The organism is Kitasatospora sp. NPDC091257 (assembly GCF_044757675.1).
In the GTDB taxonomy this organism is placed as follows: domain Bacteria; phylum Actinomycetota; class Actinomycetes; order Streptomycetales; family Streptomycetaceae; genus Kitasatospora; species Kitasatospora lactacystinica.
Window position 1 is genome coordinate 1 of record NZ_JBIVVI010001448.1, and the last position, 1997, is coordinate 1997.

Annotated in this window: 2 protein-coding genes and 1 pseudogene; all 3 read left to right on the forward strand. The window is 69.7% G+C overall.

From position 1 onward, the window contains the following. Window positions 1–372: pseudogene (locus ACIQOV_RS39230) on the forward strand (methyltransferase, FxLD system); the annotation flags it as partial. A 5-nt stretch (window positions 373–377) separates the two neighbouring features. Beyond that, complete coding sequence (locus ACIQOV_RS39235) at window positions 378–1499, forward strand: hypothetical protein (RefSeq protein ID WP_401055656.1); 1122 nt, start codon at window positions 378–380, stop codon at window positions 1497–1499. A 153-nt stretch (window positions 1500–1652) separates the two neighbouring features. After that, a partial coding sequence (locus tag ACIQOV_RS39240; protein ID WP_401055658.1) for a DUF5131 family protein occupies window positions 1653–1997 on the forward strand: 345 nt, incomplete at its 3' end.

A 1997-nucleotide genomic window follows, 5' to 3' on the forward strand; every position in this document is an offset into this window, starting at 1 on the left:
GCCCTCACCCTCCCCAACTCCCTGATGAGGATGAGCGTGACCGGCACTGCCCGCGAACGCGGCATCACCCCCATGTTCGGCTGGGGCGCCATGGCCACCGTGGACGCCGGCTCCCTCGCCTACCTCACCCTCCGCCCCGGAGAACCCGACAACGACGGCCGCAAGACCTACGAGACCGGCGTCATCGGCCACGGCCCGGCAGGCGCCGCCCTCGCCGACCTCGCCGCCGACCAGATCCGCACCTGGAACATCGGCTTCCGCAACCGGACTCTGCGCATCGAACTCCCCGACACCCCCGCCACCGCGGACCCGGCCGCCGGCCGCTTCGTCCTGGACCGCCCCCACCACCCGATCACCGTCACCTGGGAGTAGTCCGCGTGCACCCGACCGGACCGATCGCCCAGCGCTTCCCGCTGGTCGCACGCCACCGGCCCGCGTGCCTGCCCCTCAACGACCGTGTCGGCCGGCTCTCCGAGCTGGCCGACACGGCCTCCCGGCAGAACAACCCGGGCCTCGCCTCCACCGTCTTCAACCAGACCGCCCTCCTCGCCTCCGACCTCGACCTGCCCACCTACGCCCGCGAGCTCTGCCACCGCCACGCCGCCCTCTACCTCACCCGCGGCCCACTCCCTGCGATGAGCGCCATCCGCGGCCTGGAGCCGATCGTAAACCTCGCCCGCCTCCACATCCGCGCTGGCCACCACCAACGCGGCCACCAACTCCTCCTCGACCTCTACCACGCCGTCACCAGCAGCACCGAGGCAACGCTCGACGGCATCACCGTCCCCGCCCACCTCACCGAAACATCCGACCAGCGCGCCGAGGTCCGCCAGTGGCTATGGCGGGTCGTCATCGCCGACGGCACCCGCGCCCTCACCACCGCCGGCCGCTGGACAGAGGCCCTGCAGCACATCGAGAAGCACCACGGCATCGGCCAACACATCCTCGACGGCCGCCAGACCGCCATCCTCGCCCGCGCCACCACCGGCGACCTCCACGGTGCCCTCGCCATCCTGGCCGGCACGGAGCCCGGCGAACCCTGGGAGAACGCAGTCGCCGCCGTCCTCACCGCCCTATGCCGCCCCGGGGACCGGCACGCCTCCGAGACCGCGATCGACCACTGCCTGGCCTTCGAACCGGGCGAGGGCCTGACCGTCTTCACCACCCGCCTCGCCCTGACCGCGATCGACGCCGCCGCTGGCATGCCCTCCATCAACAACCTGATCAAGCAACTGTCCAGTAGAACTGGTGTATCCGGCGACGGGTACGCACTCCGGGACCTTCTCACCCACCCTGTCGTCCTTTCCCACCTCCGCACTGCTCAGATAGAAGCCCTCAAGAATTCCATGGCGGCCTGCGCATTGAGCACGGGCAATCTGCCACCGCACCTCAGAACCGTCCTGGAGAAGGCCCTCGCCTGCGCGGGGACGGTCCTGGAATCCACCCCGCTCGATCCAAACCGCCCCGACGTGCCGGTCTGGGCCGATGTCGGCAAGTGATCAGCACGAACTGCACTCGCACTCCTAGCGGGTGTGACCAGCCGGTTCGACAGGCCCAGCGTCAGCGGAGGATGGTAGGCGGGTGCCGTGCCGCCTGTGGTGGACACGGAGCGGCAGCAGTGGCTGCCGGAGGGCAGTGGTGAGGAGCTAGCAGTGAGTGATCGCAGTGGCATCGAGTGGACGGAGGCCACGTGGAACCCCACCACCGGTTGTGATCGCGTCTCGGCCGGCTGTGACAACTGCTACGCCCTCGCACTCGCGAAGCGTTTGAAGGCGATGGGCGCGGCCAAATACCAGGCCGACGGCGACACCCGGACGTCCGGTCCGGGGTTCGCTCTGACGCTCCACCGGGACGCCTTGGAGGTGCCGTACGGCTGGAAGAGCCCGCGGACGGTGTTCGTGAACTCGATGTCGGACCTGTTCCACGCGAAGGTCCCGCTCGACTTCGTGCGCCGGGTGTTCATGGTGATGGCGGACACCCCTCAGCACACCTACCAG